23 protein-coding genes are annotated in these 21,894 nt (G+C 32.6%); 19 read left to right on the forward strand and 4 right to left on the reverse strand.

The features are described from left to right. Positions 1-9: 9 nt before the first annotated feature. On the forward strand, positions 10-1,209 hold the full coding sequence (locus ACXQH5_RS09180) for a CamS family sex pheromone protein (protein ID WP_000831695.1): 1,200 nt from the start codon (positions 10-12) through the stop codon (positions 1,207-1,209). 88 nt (positions 1,210-1,297) lie between these two features. On the opposite strand, the gene putP is transcribed toward ACXQH5_RS09180, so the two are convergent. Continuing rightward, the gene (gene putP / locus ACXQH5_RS09185) at positions 1,298-2,836 is read right to left on the reverse strand and encodes a sodium/proline symporter PutP (RefSeq protein WP_000957018.1); all 1,539 of its coding nucleotides are present in this window, start codon (positions 2,834-2,836) and stop codon (positions 1,298-1,300) included. 366 nt (positions 2,837-3,202) lie between these two features. Here putP and gatC point away from each other — a divergent pair, with 366 nt between their 5' ends. The 8 genes from gatC to dinB all read left to right on the forward strand — a co-directional run bounded on the left by gatC (position 3,203) and on the right by dinB (position 11,689). Continuing rightward, on the forward strand, positions 3,203-3,505 hold the full coding sequence (gene gatC / locus ACXQH5_RS09190) for an Asp-tRNA(Asn)/Glu-tRNA(Gln) amidotransferase subunit GatC (RefSeq protein ID WP_000170162.1): 303 nt from the start codon (positions 3,203-3,205) through the stop codon (positions 3,503-3,505). A gap of 1 nt (position 3,506) precedes the next feature. Continuing rightward, positions 3,507-4,964, forward strand: a complete 1,458-nt coding sequence (gene gatA / locus ACXQH5_RS09195) for an Asp-tRNA(Asn)/Glu-tRNA(Gln) amidotransferase subunit GatA (protein WP_000027928.1) — start codon at positions 3,507-3,509, stop codon at positions 4,962-4,964. A 12-nt stretch (positions 4,965-4,976) separates the two neighbouring features. Next, a complete protein-coding gene (gatB, locus tag ACXQH5_RS09200) occupies positions 4,977-6,404 on the forward strand; it encodes an Asp-tRNA(Asn)/Glu-tRNA(Gln) amidotransferase subunit GatB (protein ID WP_000545370.1) in 1,428 nt (475 codons plus the stop codon). 39 nt (positions 6,405-6,443) lie between these two features. Continuing rightward, positions 6,444-6,590 (forward strand): hypothetical protein, encoded by a 147-nt coding sequence (locus tag ACXQH5_RS09205; protein ID WP_001789566.1) that lies wholly within the window; start codon positions 6,444-6,446, stop codon positions 6,588-6,590. A gap of 692 nt (positions 6,591-7,282) precedes the next feature. Then, entirely contained in the window at positions 7,283-8,230 is a 948-nt protein-coding gene (locus ACXQH5_RS09210; RefSeq protein WP_001231458.1) for a diacylglycerol kinase, read from the forward strand. 80 nt (positions 8,231-8,310) lie between these two features. Continuing rightward, positions 8,311-9,672 carry a 23S rRNA (uracil(1939)-C(5))-methyltransferase RlmD gene (gene rlmD / locus ACXQH5_RS09215; RefSeq protein WP_001147864.1) on the forward strand — a complete coding sequence of 454 codons (1,362 nt, stop codon included), beginning with the start codon at positions 8,311-8,313 and terminating at the stop codon, positions 9,670-9,672. A 169-nt stretch (positions 9,673-9,841) separates the two neighbouring features. Then, positions 9,842-10,372 carry a DUF3267 domain-containing protein gene (locus ACXQH5_RS09220; RefSeq protein ID WP_000548782.1) on the forward strand — a complete coding sequence of 177 codons (531 nt, stop codon included), beginning with the start codon at positions 9,842-9,844 and terminating at the stop codon, positions 10,370-10,372. A gap of 246 nt (positions 10,373-10,618) precedes the next feature. After that, the gene (dinB, locus tag ACXQH5_RS09225) at positions 10,619-11,689 is read left to right on the forward strand and encodes a DNA polymerase IV (RefSeq protein WP_000140176.1); all 1,071 of its coding nucleotides are present in this window, start codon (positions 10,619-10,621) and stop codon (positions 11,687-11,689) included. Between the two features lie 66 nt (positions 11,690-11,755). Here the strand turns inward: dinB and ACXQH5_RS09230 are convergent, their stop codons facing one another. Continuing rightward, positions 11,756-12,310: a 3'-5' exonuclease gene (locus tag ACXQH5_RS09230; protein ID WP_000613738.1), complete on the reverse strand. Its 555-nt coding sequence runs from the start codon at positions 12,308-12,310 to the stop codon at positions 11,756-11,758. 216 nt (positions 12,311-12,526) lie between these two features. Here ACXQH5_RS09230 and ACXQH5_RS09235 point away from each other — a divergent pair, with 216 nt between their 5' ends. After that, on the forward strand, positions 12,527-12,619 hold the full coding sequence (locus tag ACXQH5_RS09235; protein ID WP_001790679.1) for a hypothetical protein: 93 nt from the start codon (positions 12,527-12,529) through the stop codon (positions 12,617-12,619). 81 nt (positions 12,620-12,700) lie between these two features. Here the strand turns inward: ACXQH5_RS09235 and ftnA are convergent, their stop codons facing one another. Next, complete coding sequence (gene ftnA, locus ACXQH5_RS09240; protein ID WP_000949467.1) at positions 12,701-13,201, reverse strand: H-type ferritin FtnA; 501 nt, start codon at positions 13,199-13,201, stop codon at positions 12,701-12,703. Positions 13,202-13,492: 291 nt separating this feature from the next. Between ftnA and murT the strand changes: the two genes are divergently transcribed. The 4 genes from murT to ACXQH5_RS09260 all read left to right on the forward strand — a co-directional run bounded on the left by murT (position 13,493) and on the right by ACXQH5_RS09260 (position 16,177). After that, positions 13,493-14,806 (forward strand): lipid II isoglutaminyl synthase subunit MurT, encoded by a 1,314-nt coding sequence (murT, locus tag ACXQH5_RS09245; protein WP_001250333.1) that lies wholly within the window; start codon positions 13,493-13,495, stop codon positions 14,804-14,806. Position 14,807: 1 nt separating this feature from the next. Further along, entirely contained in the window at positions 14,808-15,539 is a 732-nt protein-coding gene (gene gatD, locus ACXQH5_RS09250; RefSeq protein WP_000544973.1) for a lipid II isoglutaminyl synthase subunit GatD, read from the forward strand. Positions 15,540-15,624: 85 nt separating this feature from the next. Continuing rightward, complete coding sequence (locus ACXQH5_RS09255) at positions 15,625-15,735, forward strand: hypothetical protein (RefSeq protein ID WP_001790257.1); 111 nt, start codon at positions 15,625-15,627, stop codon at positions 15,733-15,735. A 28-nt stretch (positions 15,736-15,763) separates the two neighbouring features. Continuing rightward, positions 15,764-16,177 carry a hypothetical protein gene (locus ACXQH5_RS09260; protein ID WP_025174552.1) on the forward strand — a complete coding sequence of 138 codons (414 nt, stop codon included), beginning with the start codon at positions 15,764-15,766 and terminating at the stop codon, positions 16,175-16,177. Between the two features lie 432 nt (positions 16,178-16,609). On the opposite strand, the gene ACXQH5_RS09265 is transcribed toward ACXQH5_RS09260, so the two are convergent. Continuing rightward, complete coding sequence (locus tag ACXQH5_RS09265) at positions 16,610-17,596, reverse strand: FUSC family protein (RefSeq protein WP_000999708.1); 987 nt, start codon at positions 17,594-17,596, stop codon at positions 16,610-16,612. Between the two features lie 528 nt (positions 17,597-18,124). Here ACXQH5_RS09265 and map point away from each other — a divergent pair. The 5 genes from map to vraR all read left to right on the forward strand — a co-directional run bounded on the left by map (position 18,125) and on the right by vraR (position 21,861). Continuing rightward, a complete protein-coding gene (map, locus tag ACXQH5_RS09270; RefSeq protein ID WP_000636142.1) occupies positions 18,125-18,883 on the forward strand; it encodes a type I methionyl aminopeptidase in 759 nt (252 codons plus the stop codon). Between the two features lie 216 nt (positions 18,884-19,099). Next, the gene (locus ACXQH5_RS09275) at positions 19,100-19,486 is read left to right on the forward strand and encodes a hypothetical protein (protein ID WP_111058724.1); all 387 of its coding nucleotides are present in this window, start codon (positions 19,100-19,102) and stop codon (positions 19,484-19,486) included. Positions 19,487-19,500: 14 nt separating this feature from the next. Further along, on the forward strand, positions 19,501-20,202 hold the full coding sequence (gene vraT / locus ACXQH5_RS09280) for a cell wall-active antibiotics response protein VraT (protein WP_000149064.1): 702 nt from the start codon (positions 19,501-19,503) through the stop codon (positions 20,200-20,202). Next, positions 20,199-21,242 (forward strand): sensor histidine kinase VraS, encoded by a 1,044-nt coding sequence (vraS, locus tag ACXQH5_RS09285; RefSeq protein WP_001017131.1) that lies wholly within the window; start codon positions 20,199-20,201, stop codon positions 21,240-21,242. The genes vraT and vraS overlap by 4 nt, the downstream gene beginning before the upstream one ends. Beyond that, the gene (gene vraR / locus ACXQH5_RS09290; protein WP_000153526.1) at positions 21,232-21,861 is read left to right on the forward strand and encodes a response regulator transcription factor VraR; all 630 of its coding nucleotides are present in this window, start codon (positions 21,232-21,234) and stop codon (positions 21,859-21,861) included. Before vraS ends, vraR begins: the two co-directional genes overlap by 11 nt. Positions 21,862-21,894: the final 33 nt, after the last annotated feature.

Below are 21,894 nucleotides of genomic sequence, written 5' to 3' on the forward strand. Positions count from 1 at the left end.
GGTATGTCGATGAAGCGTACATTAGTATTATTGATTACAGCTATCTTTATACTCGCTGCTTGTGGTAACCATAAGGATGACCAGGCTGGAAAAGATAATCAAAAACATAACAATAGTTCAAATCAAGTAAAAGAAATTGCTACGGATAAAAATGTACAAGGTGATAACTATCGCACATTGTTACCATTTAAAGAAAGCCAGGCAAGAGGACTTTTACAAGATAACATGGCAAATAGTTATAATGGCGGCGACTTTGAAGATGGTTTATTGAACTTAAGTAAAGAAGTGTTTCCAACAGACAAATATTTGTATCAAGATGGTCAATTTTTGGATAAGAAAACAATTAATGCCTATTTAAATCCTAAGTATACAAAACGTGAAATCGATAAAATGTCTGAAAAAGATAAAAAAGACAAGAAAGCGAATGAAAATTTAGGACTTAATCCATCACACGAAGGTGAAACAGATCCTGAAAAGATTGCAGAAAAATCACCAGCCTATTTATCTAACATTTTAGAACAAGATTTTTATGGTGGTGGAGATACAAAAGGTAAGAATATTAAAGGTATGACGATTGGTTTAGCTATGAATAGTGTTTATTACTATAAAAAAGAAAAAGATGGACCGACTTTTAGTAAAAAACTAGATGATAGCGAAGTTAAAAAGCAAGGTAAACAAATGGCTAGTGAGATACTATCAAGGTTACGTGAAAATGATGATTTAAAAGATATACCAATTCATTTTGCAATTTATAAGCAATCAAGTGAAGATTCAATCACACCAGGTGAATTTATCACTCAAGCGACTGCAGAAAAGAGTCAAACAAAGCTTAATGAATGGCATAATATCAATGAAAAATCAGCTTTATTACCTTCTTCAACAGCAGCAGATTATGATGAAAATTTAAATAATAATTTCAAGCAATTTAATGATAATTTGCAATCATATTTTTCTAATTTCACACAAGCAGTAGGGAAAGTTAAATTTGTTGATAAAAAGCCACAACGATTAGTAGTAGATTTACCAATCGATTACTATGGACAAGCTGAAACAATTGGTATTACACAGTACGTTACTGAACAAGCGAATAAATATTTCGATAAAATCGATAACTATGAAATTCGTATTAAAGATGGTAACCAACCACGCGCTTTAATTAGTAAGACAAAAGATGATAAAGAACCGCAAGTTCATATTTACAGTAATTAATTGTAAATTAAAGATAATAAAAAGGTACCAATGTTAGTCAGAATTTTGATTAACATTAGTACCTTTTTAATTTGTTAAGACTTATGAATTATTTTTCTCTAACGATGTCGCGGACTTTGTTTAAGTCAGTTTCAACAAATGCACCAGGTTTTTTAGTAAGTTTACTTACAACATATGTAACGATTACACTTACAATAAATCCAGGAATAATTTCATATAAGCCGAATATTTCGTTGATATGTGCCAATGGTTTAATCCACGCAATCCAAACGATAACGACTAAGGCACCTGAAACCATTCCACATACAGCACCGGCACGTGTCAAACCTTTCCAGTAAAGTGCAAACAGCACAAGTGGACTGAACGATGCACCAAATCCGGCCCAAGCATTACCTACTAAGTTTAGAATTGTGTCGTTTGGATTCCATGCAATCGCGATGGCAACAATTGCTACAACTAATACAGATAATCTTCCAATCATAACAAATTCTTTTTGGTGCGTTTTAGCTTTTTCTTCACCACGAATTAATTTATAAAAGTCTTCCGTTAATGAACTAGATGTTACAAGTAATTGTGAAGAAATCGTACTCATAATTGCAGCTAGTATCGCAGCAAGTAAGAAACCACCTACAAGAGGATGGAAGAGTACTTGACTCATCACGATGAATAATGTCTCAGGATCTTCTAGTTTAATATGATAAGCAGGTACGAATGCAATACCTGTTAAACCAACAGCCACAGCGCCTAATAAACCAACAGCCATCCAGCTAATACCTAAACGTCTAGCTTTAGGTAGCATCTTGTGTGATTTAATAGACATAAACCTTACAATGATATGAGGTTGACCGAAATAACCTAATCCCCATGAAAATAGAGAGATAATTCCTATAAATGATAACCCTTTAAATAAATTTAAATTTGTAGGTTTCATAGCTGCTACATCATGAAACGTTCCCCAGCCGTTTAAATTCATCATAGCAACAATAGGGACCATAACCATCGCAATTAACATAATGACACCTTGGAAGAAATCTGTAATTGATACAGCTAAATATCCACCAAAGAAAGTATAGAAAATGACAATGAAAGCAACTAATATTAAACCGAAATGATAATCTAATCCAAAAGCACTTTCAAATAATTTACCACCAGATACGAAACCAGAATGTGTATATAATGTAAAGAATACTACGATAATCAATCCAGAAATAATCTTTAACACATTATTTTTATCGTTTAAACGATTTTTAAAGAAATCTGGTAATGTAATTGCATCTCCAGCTAATTCGGTATAAACACGAAGTCTAGGAGCAACAACAAAGTAATTTATATAAGCACCTAATGTTAAACCGATTGTAATCCACATAGCTGATAGACCAGTGCTATAGACAGAACCAGGTAGCCCCATAATCATCCATCCACTCATATCTGAAGCTCCAGCTGATAATGCAGTAATATACGGTCCAATACTACGTCCACCTAACATGTACTCGCTTAGGTTACCAGTTGCTTGCTTGTAACCGTAAAAGCCAATAACGATTAGTATCAAGAAATAGACGGCAATCATAATATAAGTTTGCCAATTGGCATCTACTTGTTGACTTAATGCTGTCCCCATTGTAAGCATGATAAACACTCCCTTTATTTAATTTATAATTTAGTTACTTGAAAACATTATACATAAAGATAAATGTTTAGAAAAGTAGGAAAATTAAATTTATTCTTTTCGAAATACTTGTATACCAATATAGAAAGCGCTTTAGTATTTTTTGGATATGGGCAAATTTTTATAATTAAAATTGCATAATCATAATATTGAATTGGGTTGTCTAATATTAAAGGGTGTTGTTTTCATAAAAAAATAATTTGGTAAACGAATGATAATGTTTATATAGTTTATATGAAATTAAAGTAGCACCTCATAAATACTTAGATTTTTAATTGGAAATTTGATACAATTTAGTGATGAATGACTTAAAGGAGGCTTTTATTAATGACAAAAGTAACACGTGAAGAAGTTGAGCATATCGCGAATCTTGCAAGACTTCAAATTTCTCCTGAAGAAACGGAAGAAATGGCCAACACATTAGAAAGCATTTTAGATTTTGCAAAACAAAATGATAGCGCTGATACAGAAGGCGTTGAACCTACATATCACGTTTTAGATTTACAAAACGTTTTACGTGAAGATAAAGCAATTAAAGGTATTCCGCAAGAATTAGCTTTGAAAAATGCCAAAGAAACAGAAGATGGACAATTTAAAGTGCCTACAATCATGAATGAGGAGGACGCGTAAGATGAGCATTCGCTACGAATCGGTTGAGAATTTATTAACTTTAATAAAAGACAAAAAAATCAAACCATCTGATGTTGTTAAAGATATATATGATGCAATTGAAGAGACTGATCCAACAATTAAGTCTTTTCTAGCGCTGGATAAAGAAAATGCAATTAAAAAAGCGCAAGAATTGGATGAATTACAAGCAAAAGACCAAATGGATGGCAAATTATTTGGTATTCCAATGGGTATAAAAGATAACATTATTACAAACGGATTAGAAACAACATGTGCAAGTAAAATGTTAGAAGGATTTGTGCCAATTTACGAATCTACTGTAATGGAAAAACTACATAATGAGAATGCCGTTTTAATCGGTAAATTAAATATGGATGAGTTTGCAATGGGTGGTTCAACAGAAACATCTTATTTCAAAAAAACAGTTAACCCATTTGACCATAAAGCAGTACCAGGTGGTTCATCAGGTGGATCTGCAGCAGCAGTTGCAGCTGGCTTAGTACCATTTAGCTTAGGTTCAGACACAGGTGGTTCAATTAGACAACCGGCTGCATATTGTGGCGTTGTCGGTATGAAACCAACATACGGTCGTGTATCTCGATTTGGATTAGTAGCTTTTGCATCTTCATTAGACCAAATTGGTCCATTGACTCGAAATGTAAAAGATAATGCAATCGTATTAGAAGCTATTTCTGGTGCAGATGTTAATGACTCTACAAGTGCACCTGTTGATGATGTAGACTTTACATCTGAAATTGGTAAAGATATTAAAGGATTAAAAGTTGCATTACCTAAAGAATACTTAGGTGAAGGTGTAGCTGATGATGTAAAAGAAGCAGTTCAAAACGCTGTAGAAACTTTAAAATCTTTAGGTGCTGTCGTTGAGGAAGTATCATTGCCAAATACTAAATTTGGTATTCCATCATATTACGTGATTGCATCATCAGAAGCTTCGTCAAACCTTTCTCGTTTTGACGGTATTCGTTATGGTTATCATTCTAAAGAAGCTCATTCATTAGAAGAATTATATAAAATGTCAAGATCTGAAGGTTTCGGTAAAGAAGTAAAACGTCGTATTTTCTTAGGTACATTTGCATTAAGTTCAGGTTACTACGATGCTTACTATAAAAAATCTCAAAAAGTTAGAACATTGATTAAAAATGACTTTGATAAAGTATTCGAAAATTATGATGTAGTAGTTGGTCCAACAGCGCCTACAACTGCGTTTAATTTAGGTGAAGAAATTGATGATCCATTAACAATGTATGCCAATGATTTATTAACAACACCAGTAAACTTAGCTGGATTACCTGGTATTTCTGTTCCTTGTGGACAATCAAATGGCCGACCAATCGGTTTACAGTTCATTGGTAAACCATTCGATGAAAAAACGTTATATCGTGTCGCTTATCAATATGAAACACAATACAATTTACATGACGTTTATGAAAAATTATAAGGAGTGGAAATCATGCATTTTGAAACAGTTATAGGACTTGAAGTTCACGTAGAGTTAAAAACGGACTCAAAAATGTTTTCTCCATCACCAGCGCATTTTGGAGCAGAACCTAACTCAAATACAAATGTTATCGACTTAGCATATCCAGGTGTCTTACCAGTTGTTAATAAGCGTGCAGTAGACTGGGCAATGCGTGCTGCAATGGCACTAAATATGGAAATCGCAACAGAATCTAAGTTTGACCGTAAGAACTATTTCTATCCAGATAATCCAAAGGCGTATCAAATTTCTCAATTTGATCAACCAATTGGTGAAAATGGATATATCGATATCGAAGTCGACGGTGAAACAAAACGAATCGGTATTACTCGTCTTCACATGGAAGAAGATGCTGGTAAGTCAACACATAAAGGTGAGTATTCATTAGTTGACTTGAACCGTCAAGGTACACCGCTAATTGAAATCGTATCTGAACCAGATATTCGTTCACCTAAAGAAGCATATGCATATTTAGAAAAATTACGTTCAATTATTCAATACACTGGTGTATCAGACGTTAAGATGGAAGAAGGATCTTTACGTTGTGATGCTAACATCTCTTTGCGTCCATATGGTCAAGAAAAATTTGGTACTAAAGCCGAATTGAAAAACTTAAACTCATTTAACTATGTACGTAAAGGTTTAGAATATGAAGAAAAACGCCAAGAAGAAGAATTGTTAAATGGTGGAGAAATCGGACAAGAAACACGTCGATTTGATGAATCTACAGGTAAAACAATTTTAATGCGTGTTAAAGAAGGTTCTGATGATTACCGTTACTTCCCAGAGCCTGACATTGTACCTTTATATATTGATGATGCTTGGAAAGAGCGTGTTCGTCAGACAATTCCTGAATTACCAGATGAGCGTAAAGCTAAGTATGTAAATGAATTAGGTTTACCTGCATACGATGCACACGTATTAACATTGACTAAAGAAATGTCAGATTTCTTTGAATCAACAATTGAACACGGTGCAGATGTTAAATTGACATCTAACTGGTTAATGGGTGGCGTAAACGAATATTTAAATAAAAATCAAGTAGAATTATTAGATACTAAATTAACACCAGAAAATTTAGCAGGTATGATTAAACTTATCGAAGACGGAACAATGAGCAGTAAAATTGCGAAGAAAGTCTTCCCAGAGTTAGCAGCTAAAGGTGGTAATGCTAAACAGATTATGGAAGATAATGGCTTAGTTCAAATTTCTGATGAAGCAACACTTCTAAAATTTGTAAATGAAGCATTAGACAATAACGAACAATCAGTTGAAGATTACAAAAATGGTAAAGGCAAAGCTATGGGCTTCTTAGTTGGTCAAATTATGAAAGCGTCTAAAGGTCAAGCTAATCCACAATTAGTAAATCAACTTTTAAAACAAGAATTAGATAAAAGATAATTTTAATCATCAAACGATGAAGATTTAAAAATTAAACCCTTGATTGCTGACTTAGATGCAATCGAGGGTTTATTTATATCTATAGAAGTCATATTACTTTTAACTTTATTCATTGTACATGTTAATGGTAAAAATATTAATTTTATTAATGCGTTAGCTTTAATTATATTAAGGCAAACTGTATAATAAAAAGGTATAAAACATTTTTGTATAAAGACAACATTATATTTACAACATCATTTTAAAGGTAAAATAGCATAATTGACGAAGTCTATATAACGAAGAACGGCAAAAATGCTGAATAAATAACAACCTTTGTACATATTGAGATAGTATTTGTTTAAGATACAAGTTGGTCTTTAACGATATTAAGAATGATGAAATAAGACTGAGCCTGGGTCATAAATTCAATGTCCTAGGCACTACAATGTTATATTGGCAGTAGTTGACTGAAAGAAAATACGCTTGTAACAAGCTTTTTTCAATTAGATTCGGGCCCCAACATAGAAGCTGACTTTCTGTCAGCTTACAATAATGTGCAAGTTGGCGGGGCCCCAACATAGAAGCTGACTTTCTGTCAGCTTACAATAATGTGCAAGTTGGCGGGGCCCCAACATAGAAGCTGACTTTCTGTCAGCTTACAATAATGTGCAAGTTGGCGGGGCCCCAACATAGAAGCTGACTTTCTGTCAGCTTACAATAATGTGCAAGTTGGGGTGGGGCCCTCAACAAAGAGAATTTCGAAAGGAAATTCTACAGACAATGCAAGTTGGGGTAGAGCGAAATAAATTTTGTTAAATATTATTTCTGTCCCACTCCCTAGTAGACGAAACCAAGATGAAGTTAAAATATATGAATTTTAAGTAGAGGGATAAGATATGAGGAAACGTGCTAGAATCATTTATAACCCGACATCAGGTAAAGAGCAATTTAAAAGAGAATTACCTGATGCCTTAATAAAATTAGAAAAAGCGGGATATGAAACGAGTGCATATGCAACCGAGAAAATCGGTGATGCCACACTTGAAGCAGAAAGAGCTATGCATGAAAATTATGATGTATTAATCGCTGCAGGCGGTGACGGAACATTAAATGAAGTAGTTAATGGTATCGCAGAAAAGCCTAATCGTCCTAAGCTAGGTGTCATTCCTATGGGTACTGTTAATGACTTTGGACGTGCATTGCATATACCTAATGACATCATGGGGGCACTTGATGTCATCATTGAAGGTCATTCTACTAAAGTAGATATTGGTAAAATGAATAATCGATACTTTATTAATTTAGCTGCAGGCGGACAATTGACGCAGGTCTCTTATGAAACACCGAGTAAATTGAAATCTATTGTTGGTCCATTTGCTTATTACATCAAAGGTTTCGAAATGTTACCTCAAATGAAAGCTGTAGATTTAAGAATTGAATATGATGGTAATGTTTTCCAAGGAGAAGCATTATTATTCTTTTTAGGTTTAACAAATTCAATGGCAGGATTTGAAAAATTAGTGCCGGACGCTAAGTTAGATGACGGCTATTTTACGTTAATTATAGTTGAAAAATCAAACCTTGCAGAACTTGGTCATATTATGACTTTAGCTTCAAGAGGAGAACATACTAAGCATCCTAAAGTTATTTATGAAAAAGCAAAGGCAATTAATATTTCATCATTCACAGACTTACAACTAAATGTAGATGGAGAATATGGTGGTAAATTACCAGCGAATTTCTTGAATCTAGAACGTCATATAGATGTCTTTGCACCTAATGATATTGTAAATGAAGAGTTAATAAATAATGATCATGTTGATGACAATTTAATCGAAGAATAAACAGAAGTAGTGAAATATATAATGGCAGGTTAGGAAGCGCATAATTTTGTTCCTAACCTGTTCCTTTTGGAGGTAAAATTTTGCAAGCAATAGCTAAAAATGACATTAAAACGGGAACAGTTGTTGATTTAACGCATGAAGGCCATGGTGTCGTAAAAATAGATCGCTTTCCTATTTTCATACCACAAGCTTTAATTAATGAACAAATTGAATATAAAATTATCAAAGTAAAAAAGAACTTTGCGATAGGTAAGTTGCTTAATATAAATACGAGAAGTGAGAATCGTGTTGCACCGCCATGTATATATTATGAACGTTGTGGTGGGTGCCAACTTCAACACTTATCATACGAAGCACAACTTGAAATGAAAAAGGAACAAGTGATTAATTTGTTTCAGCGAAAAGCGCATTTTGATAATTCTAAGATTAACGATACAGTTGGCATGACAGATCCTTGGAGATATCGAAACAAGTCCCAGATTCCAGTTGGTAAGAATGAACAGAATGAAGTTATTATGGGCTTTTATCGTCAAAGAAGCCATGACATTATTGACATGGAAAGTTGTTTAATACAAGATTCACAACATCAAGAAGTGATGAATGAAGTTAAATCTATTTTAAAAGATTTAAATGTAAGTATTTATCAAGAACAATTGAAAAAAGGTTTAATGAGACATTTGGTTGTAAGAACAGGATATCATACAGACGAAATGATGATTATTTTTGTAACTAATGGTAAAAAGTGGCCACAAAAAAATGCTGTTGTTGAGAAGATATTAGATGCATTTCCTAATGTGACAAGCATTAAACAAAACATTAATGATAGCCACTCTAATGTTATTATGGGACGTCAGTCTATAACGCTATATGGTAAAGATACAATTATTGATCAATTAACAGATAGTACATTTAAAATAAGTGATCAGTCATTCTACCAAATTAATTCTGAACAAACAGAGAAATTATATAATAAAGCAATTGAGTATGCGCAATTGACAGGTAATGAAGTTGTATTAGATACCTATTGTGGTATTGGAACAATAGGGCTATATATGGCACCACATGCAAAACATGTATACGGTGTTGAAGTAGTACCTTCTGCAATTGAAGACGCACAACAAAATGCGACTATAAACCAATGCAATAATACAACTTTTGTCTGTGGGAAAGCTGAAGAAGTTATTTTACAATGGAAAGCACAAGGGATTAAACCAGATGTTGTAATGGTTGATCCGCCAAGAAAGGGCTGTGACGAAACGTTTATTCAGACTTTGCTTACATTAGAACCTAAGCGTATTGTCTATATTTCATGTAATCCCGCAACACAGCAACGTGATGCATTATTATTAGCTGAAAAATATCAACTTGAAGAGGTAACACCGGTAGATATGTTTCCACAAACAACACATGTTGAGACAGTGGCATTATTCAATTTGAAATAGCGCACATGATTTGAGATAAAATTTCGCCTTAATAAGTGAAGAAAGAAGTCGTATATTAAAATTTTATTACAGCCAATTTACTTTCTTGATATGAACTTTTTAAATTAAATGTGACATTGTATACTATATTTAAAGAAGAATAAGAATGTCATGATCGGGAGGGTTGGCAATGCATAAAATTGATTTAACGACAAATAATTTTCAAATGCGAAGGTTTATTATCTTGCAACTTGTTATTGCGTTATTCGTGATTTTATTTACGTATAAGTGGGCGTTAGGTGTCACAGCGGTTGTCGATCAAAATATCATCATCAATCTTGTATATGGGTTTGCTGGATTCATTATTTTATTGATTTTACATGAACTTATCCATAGAGCATTATTTCTTTTATTTAAAAAAGATAGCAAACCTATGTTTAATATAAAAAAAGACAGAATCTTATTCCAAACAGCAGATGCTTACTTCAACAAATGGCAATTCTCAATTATTATGCTGTCACCACTAATCCTATTAAGTACTGGCTTGCTTATTTTAATTAAGGTATTTGGTTATTCATCACTTATTTTTATGTTTAGTATGCATACCGCTTATTGCTTTATAGATATTTTGCTTGTTGCATTAACAATATCTAGTAGTTTTAAATATGTTCAACAAGATGAAGATAGTATTTATTTGTATCATCAAAAGCCGACTCAATAATAAATTTTAATATGATGATACCAACAAAATGAATTTGCTTGAATTATTTCAGATTACCTATGTTTTCTTACTCAATCGTCTTCATCATCATGCTTAAATAGCAATTGATTTTATAACAACTTGTAGTTATCTCAATATAGTTATCGCTAAGTGCAAGATTTATGTAAAAAAATCGTACACAGCGTATAATTATGTTGAGATATTTTTGTGCGTTATAAAAGTAAAAATTAGTAGGGAGGTGAGCACTTGACTGAGAGACGAATTATTCATATAGATATGGACTACTTTTTTGCACAAGTCGAAATGAGAGATAACCCCAAATTGAAAGGGAAACCAGTCATTGTTGGTGGTAAAGCAAGTAGTAGGGGTGTTGTCTCTACGGCATCTTATGAAGCACGAAAATACGGCGTCCATTCAGCAATGCCTATGTCACAAGCGCATAAATTATGTCCAAATGGATACTTTGTCACAAGTAATTTTGGTGCTTACCGAGAAACATCTGCGCAGATTATGTCTATTTTCCGAAGTTATACAGATAAGGTAGAACCGATGTCATTGGATGAAGCGTATTTAGATATTACAGAATTAGTGAGACCAGACCTTCCTGCTTCGAAAATTGCTCAGTATATTAGAAAAGATATTCTAGAGCAGACACATTTAACAGCATCTGCAGGTGTTTCTTATAACAAATTTTTAGCTAAATTAGCGAGTGGTATGAATAAACCTGATGGTATGACTGTGATTGATTATCAAAATGTCCATGATATTTTGATGACATTGGATATTGGAGATTTTCCGGGCGTAGGTAAAGCTTCCAAAAAAGTAATGCATGATAATGGTATTTTTAACGGTAGAGATTTATATGAGAAAACGGAATTTGAATTAATACGTTTGTTTGGAAAAAGAGGTCGGGGTTTATATAACAAGGCACGCGGTATTGACCATAGTGAAGTGAAATCATCAAGAGTAAGAAAATCAGTAGGGACAGAACGCACATTTGCAACAGACGTGAATGATGATGAGGAGATTTTAAGAAAAGTATGGGAGTTGTCAGGTAAAACAGCTGAACGTCTAAATAAATTACAGAAGTCAGCTAAAACTGTAACGGTTAAAATTAAAACTTATCAATTTGAAACGTTATCTAAACAGATGAGTTTAAGAGATTCGGTTAGTTCTGAAGAAGATATTTATAATATTGCATATTTACTTTATAACGATTTAAAAGACCCTGATGTACCAATTCGACTTATTGGTGTCACTGTAGGTAATTTAGAACAATCAACTTATAAAAATATGACGATATATGACTTTATATAAAATAAAGCTCCCTGCAAAGTTTACATTTTTACAATGCTTACTTTGAAGGGAGTATTTTATTTAGTCCTAGCCTTTATCTTTTAGATTTTTACCATAAATATTAGTTACATATGTTAAATTTTCATAATTTTTCAGTAGCCTAAAAGTAATCATTGCGCATGCTTTGGCATCATTCAATGCATCATGATGACCATGAAAATCTAATTGATAAAACTCCATCATATGTTTTAAACCGTATCGATACGAATCAACGGTTCTTTTAGCAAGTTGATAACTACAAAAGTAAGTTAAATTTGGAGTTGGTAAACCAATATTTTGAATGCTTTGATGTAAGACGTTCATATCAAATGCCGCGTTATGTGCGACAACAGGTAAATCTGCAATAAATTGCATCATATATGGAAATACGTAGTCAAACGTAGGTGCATTTTCAACATCTTCTGGTTGTATGCCATGAACTTTAATATTTTGTTGTGAAAAATAGTCTTGCGGATTCACAAGAGTATGAAATGTTTCTGTTATTTGACTATCAATGACTTTAACCATTCCGACAGAACAAATACTTGTACGTTTACCATTTGCTGTTTCAAAATCAAGTGCAACAAACGCATCTTGTATCATGTAGTCAATCCTTTCAATTAATTAAATGTATATATTAATAGACTTTTTAGTCATTTGCTTACAAACGATACATAATATTATACGTGAAGGTATAACGTGAAATCTATCATTTGGATGTAACTCTGATTAAAAAGTAAATGATGATATGCTTTAAAATCGGTCAAATTAATTCAACATTAAATTTAGAGTTATTAACATTAGTAGTTTAAAAAATAAATGACTAAAAATACAATAATTAGCCTTGAAAATGAAAAAACGCAGATCAATGATTCAGAAAATGAATCTAGTGATCTCCGTAAAGCAAAATAATATAGACATTGGGTTATTGTATGTGACCCAAATGTCTATCATGTCGTATGATATTTATCTGTCTATTGTAGTGATGTTTAATTATTCTTCGTCGAATGTACGAGCGCCAAGTTCTTTTTCGTAAAGATATAATGCATTGCTGTCATCGCCGATACGAGTTAAATAATTGATGTGAGTTTCAAACATTGATTCTTCTTCGACTTGTTCATCTAAGAACCAGTTTAAGAATGAGATAGTTGCATAATCTTTATCTTGACGAGCGATTTCAGATAAGTTATAGAAACGTCTTGTTACTTCTTGTTCTTGAGATAAGCTGTCTTTGAAAGTTTCTAGTATGCTTGAAAAGTCAATTTTTGGTGCTGAAACTGCTCTGAATTCTGCATGTGCACCTCTGTCGTTAATATAGTTATAAATCTTTTGTCCATGGAAACGTTCTTCTTTAGCTTGTTGAATGAAGAAGTTTGCAAATCCTTCGTACGATTCTTTATCACAGTATGCTGCCATTGCCATATATGCATGTGCTGCAAAGTACTCATGGTTCATTTGATCATTTAATGCTTCTAATAAATTTTTACTTAACATTTTGATACACCTCTTATTTGTAAATTAAAATTACTATGAATTAAACTTAGTATAACAAACTCATTCTCAATTGTAAATAATAATAATTATAATTTAATGCCCGATTTCAGCGCTCTAATTGAGAAAATGTATCATTTAGCGAGATTTAATTGAGAATAAATATCATTTTTAATTATCTAAATGAGAATGATTATAATTTAGAAACACTGTATCAATTTGTGATTGAGAAACTTTTTTGAAGTTGCCTTGTCATGTTATAATTATGCGAGTGGAAATTTGAGGAGGAAACACATGAGACAGTGGACGGCAATCCATCTAGCGAAATTGGCGCGTAAAGCAAGTAGAGCAGTAGGTAAAAGAGGAACAGATTTACCTGGACAAATCGCTAGAAAAGTGGATACAGATATATTAAGAAAATTAGCAGAGCAAGTTGATGATATTGTATTTATCAGTGGAACAAATGGTAAAACAACGACTTCAAACTTAATTGGACATACTTTAAAAGCAAATAATATTCAAATTATACACAATAATGAAGGTGCTAATATGGCTGCAGGTATAACTTCTGCATTCATCATGCAATCAACACCTAAGACTAAAATTGCGGTAATCGAAATTGATGAAGGTTCGATTCCACGTGTGTTAAAAGAAGTTACACCTTCAATGATGGTATTTACTAATTTCTTTAGAGATCAAATGGATCGCTTCGGTGAAATTGATATTATGGTTAACAACATTGCAGAGACAATTAGTAATAAAGGCATCAAATTATTGCTAAATGCTGATGATCCATTTGTGAGTCGTTTGAAAATCGCAAGTGATACGATTGTGTACTATGGTATGAAAGCACATGCCCATGAATTTGAACAAAGTACGATGAATGAAAGTAGATATTGTCCAAACTGTGGTCGCTTATTGCAATACGATTATATTCATTATAATCAAATTGGTCATTATCACTGTCAGTGTGGTTTCAAACGAGAGCAAGCAAAATATGAAATATCAAGTTTTGATGTGGCACCGTTTTTACATTTAAATATCAATGATGAAAAATATGATATGAAAATTGCAGGTGACTTTAACGCTTATAACGCGTTAGCAGCATATACAGTTTTAAGAGAGCTAGGGTTAAATGAACAAGCAATTAAAAATGGCTTTGAAACGTATACATCAGACAATGGTCGTATGCAGTACTTTAAAAAAGAACGAAAAGAAGCGATGATCAATTTAGCTAAAAACCCTGCAGGAATGAATGCAAGTTTATCAGTTGGTGAACAATTAGAGGGCGAAAAAGTGTATGTTATTTCGCTAAATGATAACGCTGCAGATGGTCGAGATACTTCATGGATTTATGATGCAGATTTTGAAAAATTATCTAAGCAACAAATTGAAGCTATCATCGTGACAGGTACACGAGCAGAAGAACTTCAATTGCGATTGAAGTTAGCAGAGGTTGAAGTACCAATTATAGTTGAGCGTGATATTTATAAAGCAACGGCAAAGACTATGGATTATAAAGGTTTCACAGTTGCAATACCAAACTATACATCATTAGCGCCTATGCTTGAACAATTAAACCGTTCGTTTGAAGGAGGTCAATCATAATATGCATGAATTGACTATTTATCATTTTATGTCAGATAAATTGAATTTATACAGTGATATAGGAAATATTATTGCTTTAAGACAACGTGCAAAAAAACGAAATATTAAAGTTAATGTCGTAGAAATCAATGAAACAGAAGGTATTACCTTTGATGAATGTGATATTTTCTTTATCGGTGGTGGAAGTGATAGAGAACAAGCATTAGCAACAAAAGAATTAAGTAAAATTAAGACACCACTTAAAGAAGCGATTGAAGATGGTATGCCGGGATTAACGATTTGTGGAGGCTATCAATTTTTAGGAAAAAAATATATCACGCCTGATGGTACAGAATTAGAAGGGTTAGGTATTTTAGATTTTTATACTGAATCAAAGACAAACCGATTAACAGGAGATATTGTTATCGAAAGTGATACTTTTGGAACTATTGTAGGTTTTGAAAATCACGGTGGTAGAACATATCATAATTTCGGTACACTTGGTCATGTTACTTTTGGTTATGGTAATAATGATGAAGATAAAAAAGAAGGCATTCATTATAAAAATTTATTAGGTACTTATTTACACGGACCAATTTTACCTAAAAATTACGAAATCACTGATTATCTGTTAGAAAAAGCTTGTGAACGTAAGGGTATTCCGTTTGAGCCTAAAGAAATAGATAATGAAGCGGAAAAGCAAGCGAAACAAGTATTAATAGACAGAGCAAATAGACAGAAGAAATCTCGTTAACTCTGAACATCGCATCAATGGATTTAAAATTGATAAACGATGAAGTATAGTAATTAATCATATATGTATAAACACACACATTATTTTGGATGGAAACAACCAAATTGATGTGTGTTTTTTTGTTCTAGTGAATAATTATTATACAATGAGTATCTATCCTAGAATTATCAATAGTAATGGTGATTATGCAACATGAAAAAATGAATGATGAAAGGAATTTGACGATGAAGCCTACTAAAGTGATTTTAAGAGATGCATCTTATGTACATAGTAAAACATCGATAACATTTATTTTAAAAGATGTAGTTATCGAAGAAGATAATAAAATTTATTATTTCGACACTAGTGCAACTTTCGAAGATCAAGAAATTAAATTTGAATTTGCACTTTTTGATAGTGACATGGACAATTTGAAACATATGGAATACGACAATCCTGTTACTGAAATATATTTTATAGAACCTGATTTACATTTTACGATTATTGATTTTAATCAAGAACTGCTTTGTATTTATATTGATTTTGATTCTGGTTTAAGGCATTCAAACATGGCAACAGAATCTGGTATTTCATTAAGGATAAACGTTACTAAATCAGATTTTAATAAATTTATTAATGAATTAGCCTCGTTACATTAATGATTTAAATCTGATACACAATTACAATCAAAAAAGACAGCCACATCCCTCCGTAGTTTAGGTGTGTGGCTATATTTGAGTCTGAATATTTATGCTTGTAATTTAAAAAAGGGACATGCTATATACGATAAAAATGAGGCTTGGACATAAATCAATGTTCTATGCTCTACGAAGTTAAATTGGCAGTAGTTGACTGAACGAAAATGCACTTGTAACAAGCATTTTTCACTTCTTGTCCGGGGCCCCAACAAAGAGAAATTGGATTCCCAATTTCTACAGACAATGCAAGTTGGGGTGTGGGCCCCAACACAGAAGCTGACGAAAAGTCAGCTTACAATAATGTGCAAGTTGGGGTGGGACGACGAAATAAATTTTGCGAAAATATCATTTCTGTCCCACTCCCATGGTGCCAATTAGCATGAGGTACTTAAATTAAGCATATCTGCTGTCTAGCAGTCGATAAATCATTAGAACTTCGTATAGTATATGACTTTTAATTTGATTTTCACCACTAATTTCATGTGCTTTTATTGTCGAACGTAAAGTTTCTACAGAATCATCTTCTCTCTTAAAAGAACCATCATAAAATATATCTTTGATGCTACTACTAATTTTTAGTAATGCCATTTTTTCGTCACCTGAAAAGTTAACACGAGTATTTTTAGGCAAGTAAATGATATTTGATAAATGAGTGATAAACAAACGATTCGTATATGCACGTTTAGTTAATTGGTTGAGTAATTTCCAATCACATTCTTTTTTCTTATGATAGCTTAATTCATCACGTTGATAACTTATTAACGTTTCAACTTGATTGTTTAAATTGAAAATATTTTTATATGCTTTTTCGCTTTTATCAGATTGCAGTCTTGATAAGATAAGTTCTTGGCAGCGATCGTAAAATAATTTATACATCAAGGCATCTGTCTTACTTAATTTTTCTTCGACCTGACCATAATACTTAGGTGGAAACACCATGAAGTTAATTAAACCTGATGTCACGAGTCCAATAATCGCTGTCAATGTTCGAGACAAGAAGTTGAATATGTAGGCATCATGAATACCTGGAATCATAGCTAATGATGTTAGTACAGCAACATTCGTACCAACTTGCAATTTGAGTTTTGTACAGAATAAAATCGTGAACGTCGCACTCAATGCATATGTAAAAGGTGATTGATCGCCGAATAAATATGTAAATAATACTGCAAAGCCTGCACCAATTACCGTAGCAGGTAATCTACGGTAACCTTTAATAAGTGATGCCTTGGCAGTTGGTTCAATTGTGACTACAGCCGTTAAAATGGCATAGATGGGAGTTAAATCTAGTGCCATACAAAAGACAGCTGTTAAAAAAATGGCAATACCAGTCTTAATTGTTCTGGCACCAATTAAATGTTTATACCATTGATCGTTCATTTTTTAACCTCTAATCATCGTAAAATCTTAGCGAGCGCTTTATAATAATAGTATCGTACATTGGAAAAGTTCATGTATGTAAAATATTTGAAATAATCATGCTTAAGCATTACTTTGATTTTCATATACATTAATCAAAGTTCTGGGCTCCACAATGTTATATTGTTAGTAGTTGACTGAAATAAAATGCACTTGTAACAAGCATTTTTCAATTCTAGTCCGGGGCCTCAACATAGAGAAATTGGAATACCAATTTCTACAGACAATGCAAGTTGGCGGGGCCCCAACATAGAGAATTTCGAAAAAAGAAATTCTACAGGTAATGCAGGTTGGCGGGGCCCCAACACAGAAGCTGACGAAAAGTCAGCTTACGATAATGTGCAAGTTGGGGTACAACGATAAAGAAATATTTTTTCTTTATCACACTATGTCCCACTCACTTTCCAAAATACTAAAGTAACATCTTTAGTATATCAAAGAATTTTTGCTATAATAAGTTATAATTATATAAAAAAGGAACGGGATAAAATGATTGTAAAAACAGAAGAAGAATTACAAGCGTTAAAAGAAATTGGATACATATGCGCTAAAGTGCGCAATACAATGCAAGCTGCAACCAAACCAGGTATCACTACGAAAGAGCTTGATAATATTGCGAAAGAGTTATTTGAAGAATACGGTGCTATTTCTGCGCCAATTCATGATGAAAATTTTCCTGGTCAAACGTGTATTAGTGTGAATGAAGAGGTGGCACATGGGATTCCAAGTAAGCGTGTCATTCGTGAAGGAGATTTAGTAAATATTGATGTATCGGCATTGAAGAATGGCTATTATGCAGATACAGGCATTTCATTTGTCGTTGGAGAATCAGACGATCCAATGAAACAAAAAGTATGTGACGTAGCAACGATGGCATTTGAGAATGCAATTGCAAAAGTAAAACCGGGTACTAAGTTAAGTAACATTGGTAAAGCGGTGCATAATACAGCTAGACAAAATGATTTGAAAGTCATTAAAAACTTAACAGGTCATGGTGTTGGTTTATCATTACATGAAGCGCCAGCACATGTACTTAATTACTTTGATCCAAAAGATAAAACATTATTAACTGAAGGTATGGTATTAGCTATTGAACCGTTTATCTCATCAAATGCATCATTTGTTACAGAAGGTAAAAATGAATGGGCTTTTGAAACGAGCGATAAAAGTTTTGTCGCTCAAATTGAGCATACGGTTATCGTGACTAAGGATGGTCCGATTTTAACGACAAAGATTGAAGAAGAATAGTTCAACATATACTAAGACTAAAGTATGAACATCATTTAGTTCCGGAGCCTATTCATATTGGTTTCGGAACTGTTTTATAATAATTAAGAACACAATCAATGCGTCATTTCAAAAATATGTTGTAATAAAGTAGTTTTTAAGCAAACATATCATCGACATCAACGAAGATACATAGCGCATTTGGTATTTTAAAACTTATTATAAAAGGTGATAGTTATGAACTATGTTGAACGTTATATTGAACAGTTTTTGAGAGCAACAGTAAGAAATAATATCAAGCACTACCTTTTAATGTTAGATGAAAAAATGAAAAATTTAGATGATTATATGCGTTATTTAATTACTAAAAAAGAACAACTTAGCAAGTTAATTAACAGTCTAATGCTAACATTAGAAAATAAATATATTGATATTGCTGAAGCATTTCAAATTCAATGTGCAAGAGAAATCAATAATCAAGAAATTGAAAATATTAAATCAGAGTTGAATAAAGTTGAAGCATATTATGCACAAATTGAAACTCAAATTCAACAAACTTCAACTGAAAAAATAGCAACAGAAAAAACATCGTATCTAATAAATTATATGAACGCTGTGGCATAGAAAGGCGGCGAAACATGACACACAAATATATATCAACGCAAATGTTGATCATTTTTACTGCATTAATGATTATTGCCAATTTTTACTACATATTTTTTGAAAAAATTGGCTTTTTACTCGTTCTATTATTGGGATGTGTATTAGTTTATGTAGGATATCTTTATTTTCATAAAATACGTGGCCTTTTGGCGTTTTGGATAGGCGCGCTATTAATTGCATTCACATTATTGTCTAATAAGTATACAATCATCATCTTGTTCGTCTTTTTATTACTACTTATTGTGCGTTATTTAATACACAAATTTAAACCAAAAAAAGTAGTTGCGACGGATGAGGTTATGACTTCACCATCTTTTATTAAACAAAAGTGGTTTGGTGAGCAACGCACACCAGTTTATGTATATAAGTGGGAAGATGTCCAAATTCAACATGGAATTGGCGACCTACATATTGACTTAACAAAAGCTGCAAATATTAAGGAAAATAATACCATTGTTGTTAGACACATTTTAGGTAAAGTGCAGGTTATATTGCCGGTTAATTACAATATTAATTTACATGTAGCTGCTTTTTATGGAAGTACTTATGTGAATGAAAAATCATATAAAGTTGAAAATAACAATATTCATATTGAAGAAATGATGAAACCGGATAACTATACAGTTAATATCTACGTATCAACGTTTATCGGAGACGTAGAGGTGATTTATCGATGAACCACTACATTAGAACAATTGGTTCAATGCTCATCTTAGTATATAGCATGCTAGCTGCATTTCTGTTCATCGATAAAGTTTTTGTAAATATCATCTATTTTCAAGGTATGTTTTATACACAAATATTCGGAATACCAGTCTTTTTATTTTTAAATCTCATCATCATATTATTGTGTATTATTGTTGGTTCGGTACTCGCTTACAAAATCAATCAGCAAAATGATTGGATTAAGACGCAAATTGAGCGTTCAATGGAAGGCGAAACAGTTGGTATTAATGATCAAAATATAGAAATATATAGTGAAACGTTAGATTTATACCATACACTCGTACCTTTAAATCAAGAATTGCATAAGTTGCGACTTAAAACTCAAAACTTAACCAATGAAAATTATAATATTAATGATGTGAAAGTTAAAAAGATTATTGAAGATGAACGTCAACGACTAGCACGAGAACTTCACGATTCTGTTAGTCAGCAACTTTTTGCGGCAAGTATGATGCTATCTGCTATCAAAGAAACGAAGTTAGAACCACCATTAGATCAACAAATTCCGATTTTAGAGAAAATGGTTCAAGATTCGCAGTTAGAAATGCGTGCTTTGCTGTTACATTTAAGACCGCTTGGTTTAAAAGACAAATCTTTAGGTGAGGGTATTAAAGATTTAGTTATTGATTTACAAAAAAAAGTGCCAATGAAAGTTGTGCATGAAATACAAGATTTTAAAGTGCCTAAAGGTATTGAAGATCATTTGTTCAGAATTACACAGGAAGCAATTTCGAATACATTGCGTCATTCAAACGGTACAAAAGTGACAGTAGAATTGTTTAATAAAGACGATTATTTATTGTTGAGAATTCAAGACAATGGTAAAGGTTTTAATGTTGATGAAAAATTAGAACAAAGTTATGGACTTAAAAATATGCGTGAAAGAGCTTTGGAAATTGGTGCAACGTTCCATATTGTATCATTGCCAGATTCAGGTACACGTATCGAGGTGAAAGCACCTTTAAATAAGGAGGATTCGTATGACGATTAAAGTATTGTTTGTGGATGATCATGAAATGGTACGTATAGGAATTTCAAGTTATCTATCAACGCAAAGGGATATTGAAGTAGTTGGTGAAGGCGCTTCTGGTAAAGAAGCAATTGCCAAAGCCCATGAGTTGAAGCCAGATTTAATTTTAATGGATTTACTTATGGAAGACATGGATGGTGTAGAAGCGACGACTCAGATTAAAAAAGATTTACCGCAAATTAAAGTATTAATGTTAACTAGTTTTATTGAAGATAAAGAGGTATATCGTGCATTAGATGCAGGTGTCGATAGTTACATTTTAAAAACAACAAGTGCAAAAGATATCGCCGATGCAGTTCGTAAAACTTCTAGAGGAGAGTCTGTTTTTGAACCGGAAGTTTTAGTGAAAATGCGTAACCGTATGAAAAAGCGCGCAGAGTTATATGAAATGCTTACAGAACGAGAAATGGAAATATTATTATTGATTGCGAAAGGTTACTCAAATCAAGAAATTGCTAGTGCATCGCATATTACTATTAAAACGGTTAAGACACATGTGAGTAACATTTTAAGTAAGTTAGAAGTGCAAGATAGAACACAAGCTGTTATCTATGCATTCCAACATAATTTAATTCAATAGTTCATATCGAATTAAGAAAAGTTACTTACGCCA

This window comes from Staphylococcus sp. SA22 (genome assembly GCF_054165785.1).